Raw genomic sequence first — 6016 nt, 5'->3', positions numbered from 1 at the left:
TGGCTCTTGCTGGAGCCCCATCTGCCGGGGCGGCGAGGTGACTGGGGCAGGGGGGCAAACAATAACCGATTGTTTATCAATGCCGTCTTCTGGATTTTGCGTACCGGCGCGCCATGGCGAGATCTTCTACCCGATCTGGGAGGCTGGAAAAACACGCATCGACGCTTTTGTCGATGGCGTGACAAGGGAGTTTGGAGGAAATTGCTCGAACAGTTGATAACCGACCCGGACGTTGAATGGCTGATGATTGATGCTTCCCACATCAAGGTTCATCCCGACGCGGCCGGAGCGTGTGGCGGCAATCAGGCGATGGGTGTGGCAAAAGGAGGCTCAATAGCAAGCTACATCTGGCAGTAGATGCGCACGGCATGCCAATCCGTATTCTGCTGACGTCAGGCACCACCGCTGATTGCACCCAGGCAAGCACGTTGATCGAAGGGTTGACGGCTCAGAGCCTGCTCATGGATCGCGGCTATGATAGCGACGCGATCAATGAGCAAGCCCACAGGCAGGGTATGCAAGCCGTTGTTCCACCACGTAAACATCGCAAAGTGCAGCGCGAATATGACAAAGACTTGTATCGCCACCGTCATCTGGTCGAAAAGGCTTTTTTGCAACTAAAGCGCAGGCGGGGCATCGCAACCCGTTACGCCAAGAATATGGCCTCTTTTCTGGCGGCCGCCCAGATCCGCTGCATGGCGATCTGGATCGGCATCTTGTGACGACACCCTCTAGCAACGCTTGGCCATCGCGGCAATTTTGCAGCCAGAAGCGCCACAGCAGAAACACGCTCCGCCATGCAAGATAGTCCGCTGTTGTGACTACGGTCCGCTCAAGCAGATCACTGGCTACCGCTTCGGCCTTGACCCGAATATACGATATCGCTGTGTTGCGACAGCATTGAGCCAGGAAAGCGACCTCCCAACAGCGAATTTCGAGCCCGATCCTCCCGTGCAGCGAACGAATGGCTTGCTCAACACGGGCTCGGATCCTGGCAATCCGTCGATTGCGACGTTTCTGGCATTCGGACAAGGGCTTGTCCGCTCTGCCTTTACGCTGGTTGTGCATGCGCCAGCCTTGTCCGATGAGCCGGACTTCACGCTGCCCATCCACATAGCCGCGATCAGTCCACACGTCACGGCTGGTATTACCCTCGTCGAGTACGCGCTCAAAGTGCAAGGTGTCGTGCTCGCTGGCAGTGCTGACCACCATCTTCCGAATCAACTTGTAACGCTTATCAACGCTGGTTGAGACCTTGTAGCCAAAGTAAGACTTGCCGTGCTTCTTGGTCCATCTGGCATCCAGGTCTTTCTGCCGGCGCTTCGACGGCGACCAGTTAGCAGGCATGGCGCGTTCTTGAATCATGGCTTTCTCTTCCCGACTCACCGACTGCTTCGGGACTTGCACGATGCTGGCATCCACCATCTGACCACCGCGTGCAATATAGCCATGTTTGGCTAACTCCCGATTGGCCGCTTCAAAGATGCTATCACTCGCACCTGCGGCAATGAGCCGCTCCTTGAAGGTCTAAATGGTGGTACGGTCTGGAATCTGGCTGCTACTGCGTAGACCGACAAAGCGCTGGAAACTCAGCCGATCCAGCAACTGGAATTCCATCTGCTCATCGCTGAGATTGAATAATTGTTGAACCAGCAGCACCCGAACCATTAATTCGGTCGGAAACGGCGGCCGGCCGCCGCGGGCGCGGCTGGGTCGAGGGGCTGCTCGGTCAATGTCTGCCGCCAGTGCGGCAAAATCGACATGGGTGCCCAGGACCTTCAGCGCATCGCCTAGCTGATCAAGTTTGGCTTCACGTTCTTCACTGGCAAACAGACTGGATTTGATCATGATGGGAGGGCTGACTTTCGTATGTCAGAATCATGCCATGGATGGAAGGTTTTTCGAGGTGCCCGGACTTCACGATCTCCGAGGTGGTTCACTGTACGCCTATTTAAATCTAGTGCAGAACTCGCTGTTGCTGACGCGATCATAATGGTGCGTGTGCCATTTCTTAGTCTGGATTGATTATGAATTAGCGCCAACTCGTGTAGCTATTACTGATGGTAATAGCCACTGTTATCTGTTCAATTCAGCGCAGAGCTGTGAGGAAAAACTGGTCATGTCAGATTGGCACGCCCTACAAGCGACCCAAGTGACAGAGCTGCTCAAGGTCGATCCTGATAAGGGACTTGATGATCACGACGCCTCTGAACGATTGCGAACTCATGGTCCCAATCGACTGAACTGCCGGTCCGGGCGCAGCCCCCTATTACGGTTTGCCACGCAAATCCTCCAACCAATGATTCTGGTACTGATAACCGCGGGTACGGTTACTGTCGTACTTGGTGAATGGCTCGAAGCTAGCGTGATCTTTGGTGTTGTGCTGATTAATGCACTGGCTGGCTTCATCCAAGAGGGAAAAGCTGAGGCTGCCTTAATGGCACTCGCAGAGTCGGTGGCTACCGAAACCACTGTGGTTAGAGACGGTACACATCGCAAGCTCAATGCCGCAGAAATCGTGCCCGGCGATCTGGTCGTACTGGCAAGTGGCGATAAAGTACCCGCCGACCTACGCCTGCTCGCCAGTAAAGCACTGCGTATCATTGAAGCAACCCTAACGGGTGAGTCGGCAGCAGTGAGTAAAAGTACTGCAGTACAGCAAATCGATACACCATTGGCAGAACGGCAGAACATGGCTTTCGCTGGCACTTTGGTGGTGGGTGGCCAGGGTATAGGGGTTGTTACTGCCATTGGCGAAAGTACGGAGACTGGGCGGATGTCCCGGCTAATCGCGCAGGCACCAGAACTAACAACACCATTGATGCGCAAAATGAACTTGCTCATCAAGCATCTGCTGCTGGTGATTCTAGTCTTGGCCGCACTCTCCTTTGCCATCGGTGTACTACGTGGGGAGGCGACCTTCGACATGTTCATGGCGGCCGTTGCACTGGCGGTAGGCGCAATTCCGGAAGGATTACCGGCAGCGATGACTATCACCTTGGCTATCGGTGTAGCCCGCCTGGCCAAACACCAAGCAATTATTCGCAAGTTGCCCGCGGTCGAGACCTTAGGTAGTACCACGGTAATCTGCTCCGACAAAACGGGCACATTGACCGAGAACGCCATGACAGTCCGTGAGATATGGGCGGGCATGACCAGTTTTTCCGTAAGCGGACAGGGCTATGGGCCGTCTGGCTGCATTGTCAATGTCGGGCAACCTGCCACTATCAGTGGTGCGCTGCGTGAGGCCCTGTTGACAGGTGTGCTTTGTAATGATGCACGCTTACTCCGCGAAAACCAGAACTGGACAGTGACAGGGGACCCCACCGAGGCAGCGCTGTTGGTAGCAGCACGCAAAGGCGGTTTGGACGATACCACGCTGAACACGATTTTTCCCCGGTTGGACGAGCTCCCCTTTGATCCAGACCGTCAATACATGGCCACCCTGCACGAGATTGAGGGAATACAAGTCATCTGCGTCAAAGGTGCAGTAGAGAAACTCCTACCCGCTTGTACCAGCATGCTGGATAGCCAAGGCCATGAGTTACCGTTAGCGCTCGAAAGCATCCAGGCAGCCGCGTCTCGGATGGCGGATGACGGATTGCGGGTGTTGGCACTAGCACGTTCCGAATTGCGTCCCAATCAACAACTCGAACATGCCAATATGGGGTCTGGGCTGGTGTTTCTTGGCCTTGTTGGCATGCTCGACCCGCCCAGACCTCGTGCCATTGCTGCGGTACGTACCTGCCACGCGGCAGGCATTCGCGTGAAGATGATTACCGGTGATCACCCTGGAACGGCAAGAGCTATTGCTCGCCAATTAGGCATCATCGGGCACAACGGCCAAGCGCTGACTGGTAGCGAACTGGCACGCCTAGATGAGCTCTCTTTGCACAAAGCTGTTACCGCTGTTGATGTATTCGCCCGAGTCGAGCCTGAGCAGAAGTTGCGACTGGTGAGGGCTTTGCAAGCCAATGGGGAGGTGGTTGCCATGACCGGTGACGGAGTAAACGATGCGCCAGCACTCAAGCAAGCAGATATTGGCATCGCCATGGGCTTAGGTGGGACCGAAGTGGCTAAAGAGGCTGCCGCGATGGTTCTAACTAATGACAACTTCGCCACTATCGAAACCGCTATCAAGGCGGGGCGCGGCATCTATGACAATCTAATCAAGTTCTTAGTCTGGACTATTCCGACCAACGCTGGCGAGGGGTTAGTAATCTTCACCGCCATCTGTACCGGCACAACGCTGCCCATCACACCGTTACAGATTCTGTGGATCAATATGACTACAGCTATCCTACTAGGGCTTATGCTTGCATTTGAGCCGGTCGAGCGTGGCATCATGCAACGTCCACCGCGACTACCAACCACCCCTGTGCTTGATCGAGAACTAATCCACCGCATTCTCATGGTCGGGTTTATGCTGTTGATTGGTGCCTTTGGCATGTTTGAGTTGGCGCTGTATTGGGGCCACTCTTTGCCAGTTGCACGCACCATTGCTTGTAATGTCTTCGTGATGGTGGAAATTTTTTATCTATTTAATTGTCGATCCCTCACTCAGCCATGTTGGGTTAATGGCTGGTTTACAAACCAATGGATATGGATTGGCAGCGGTACTATGTTGTTGCTGCAATTAGCCTTTACATACCTCCCAATCTTTAACCAAGTCTTCCAGACAGCCCCGATTGAGATACTGGACTGGGTATCCATATGTACGTATTCCGCTTGCTGTGCACTTATTGTCGAGTTGGAAAAGCATTGGCGCTTAGTCCAGAGGAAACCGAAGGGGGCAGTCCACCTTTAGACAAAGTTCAAACGGTGATAAAAAGGTGGATGACAAGGCAAGTACCTGTACGGCCTTGTCGCTTATGTGGATAGAAGGCCAAGTTACCCGTCGGTGATGTTTGGTACTACAAAATATGCGTTCATGAAAATCAGCGAGCGATCAACTCTGGTCAATTGGCAGATCCTGGCCTGTGTGACTTTTGCAATCCTTGAAGACCTCACTGCTTACCATGAATAGTCTTTTCTAACTTGCTCACATCGAAGCCCATTGCTGTCAAACGTGTTAGCAGCGCGGTGTAACTGGTCTCATCCAACATGTGGGAACGGGACAAAATCCAAAGGTATTCGCGTTTTGGTTCGCTTACTGCTGCCAGTTCATATTTTTCATCGAGATCAATGACCCAATAATCGCCCCAGACAAATGGCAGAAAAGACAGCCAGGCGGGAGCAAATCGCACTTGAAGCTTTGAGGACGATGCGTTACCGATCTGCTTGGCTAGGCCTATGGCTTGATCCATCTGCCCGTTTTGGCGTCGGCACTGATTCAGAACCTTGATGCTTCCATCCGGCATCAAGCTGTATTCAGCCGATGTGTCCGAAACGCATTTTTTCTGAAACTCATTGGGAAACTTAGCCATTTCATGCCATAGGCCCAGATAGCGATTGACATTAAGGGTAGAGATCGATTTCAGGTTACCAATTGGTTGAGCTAAAGCTATCGCTCCCCCCAGTAAAAAAGCGCTCGTTGCAAAGATCTTGAAAATTGTCATTTCATACCCAGCAGGGATGCTGTCAGTTTGCCATGCGGAAAGCCACTAGTTACAGGCCGTTTGAAAAAGATTTTCAGTGGGAAAACTTACCAAGAAATCGTCGATTTGGCACCAATTTGTTTAATAAAAAAATAGGCAGAATTTGCTCAAGCTCAGTACAAATTCTGAATCATTGCATCTTTTTGGCTAAGTAAGTTGAATTTCCGATGCTTTTTTAAGGCATGTTAAGTAGCACAGCCTTTACTCATTTTGATGGAATTAATGTGCCTTAACTCCCAATTCATTAAAATTTTAGGGTACCTCGAAAAACCCGACTGTTTGATATTGCAGTGGCGTAAGTCGACCTTACGGCGCCTTCCGACTGCCAGTTCCGGAACTTATCACTCGTCTTGTATCGCTTTCCCTCCCGAATTGGCCATTTCCAGCCAATCCAGACGGATTCCTGGCATCAGAAGGCC

3 protein-coding genes and 1 pseudogene are annotated in these 6016 nt (G+C 52.5%); 2 read left to right on the top strand and 2 right to left on the bottom strand.

From position 1 onward, the window contains the following. Nucleotides 1-722, top strand: a protein-coding gene (locus CSQ89_RS19230) for an IS5 family transposase (protein WP_374701382.1) whose coding sequence is annotated in 2 segments (ribosomal slippage) — nucleotides 1-316 and nucleotides 316-722 — 723 coding nt annotated over the 2 segments. Because the reading frame shifts where the segments join, the coding sequence is not laid out codon by codon here. This gene is flagged as partial in the annotation. A gap of 124 nt (nucleotides 723-846) precedes the next feature. Here the strand turns inward: CSQ89_RS19230 and CSQ89_RS23915 are convergent. After that, a pseudogene (locus tag CSQ89_RS23915) lies at nucleotides 847-1848 on the bottom strand (IS5 family transposase); the annotation flags it as partial. A gap of 271 nt (nucleotides 1849-2119) precedes the next feature. Here CSQ89_RS23915 and CSQ89_RS19220 point away from each other — a divergent pair. Continuing rightward, the gene (locus CSQ89_RS19220) at nucleotides 2120-4807 is read left to right on the top strand and encodes an HAD-IC family P-type ATPase (RefSeq protein WP_099407661.1); all 2688 of its coding nucleotides are present in this window, start codon (nucleotides 2120-2122) and stop codon (nucleotides 4805-4807) included. A 199-nt stretch (nucleotides 4808-5006) separates the two neighbouring features. On the opposite strand, the gene CSQ89_RS19215 is transcribed toward CSQ89_RS19220, so the two are convergent. After that, entirely contained in the window at nucleotides 5007-5558 is a 552-nt protein-coding gene (locus CSQ89_RS19215) for a lipocalin family protein (protein WP_099407660.1), read from the bottom strand. Nucleotides 5559-6016: the final 458 nt, after the last annotated feature.

This window comes from Chitinimonas sp. BJB300, from assembly GCF_002735695.1.
GTDB lineage: Bacteria > Pseudomonadota > Gammaproteobacteria > Burkholderiales > Chitinimonadaceae > Chitinimonas.
The sequence above is the reverse complement of the archived record's forward strand: the minus strand, read 5'-3'. Positions and strand labels throughout refer to the sequence as shown.

What these genes read in the sequence shown, in the direction of transcription:
- CSQ89_RS19220 (WP_099407661.1), top strand. Translation starts at nt 2,120, where the DNA reads ATGTCAGATTGGCACGCCCTACAAGCGACCCAAGTGACAGAGCTGCTC.
- CSQ89_RS19215 (WP_099407660.1), bottom strand. Translation starts at nt 5,558, where the DNA reads ATGACAATTTTCAAGATCTTTGCAACGAGCGCTTTTTTACTGGGGGGA.